The organism is Tenebrionibacter intestinalis, from assembly GCF_016632365.1.
GTDB classification, from domain to species: domain Bacteria; phylum Pseudomonadota; class Gammaproteobacteria; order Enterobacterales; family Enterobacteriaceae; genus Tenebrionibacter; species Tenebrionibacter intestinalis.
Map to the genome: position 1 here is coordinate 1 of NZ_JAEPBH010000185.1, position 406 is coordinate 406.

Here is a 406-nt window from a genome sequence, read left to right on the forward strand (position 1 = left end):
ACAGGCAAGCTCTGACGCCGCCGTGCTCACATACGCCTGCCGCTGCTTCGCGTGGTACATATCGAAGCTGTCCACGTGGAACGCGCCGGTGCTCTCGTCCAGTACCTGTACGTTGACCTTCATCACCTCACTAAGGGTATTTTTCTGCCAGCCGCGTACCCGCCACACACGCGGGCCACTGCGCAACAGCAGTTCCCCGGCAGGCGTCACCTCACAGGCTACCGGCGCGGCCACAGCCGGTGCCACAGCAGCAGGCAACGGTGCAGACTGTGGCGCAGGTTGGGCGGCTAAATAAGGGAGTTTGTCGCCTGGCTCCGGCACCTGCTGCGTGACGGGCTCCATCCTCACGGCCTGCTCCAGCGCCAGGCCCAGCGCCTTTTCGGCGTTACCGCTTTTCAGGGCGTAG

1 pseudogene is annotated in these 406 nt (G+C 64.3%); it reads right to left on the minus strand.

Going from position 1 to position 406, the window contains the following annotated elements:
- Positions 1–406: pseudogene (locus JJB97_RS18410) on the minus strand (DNA primase); the annotation flags it as partial.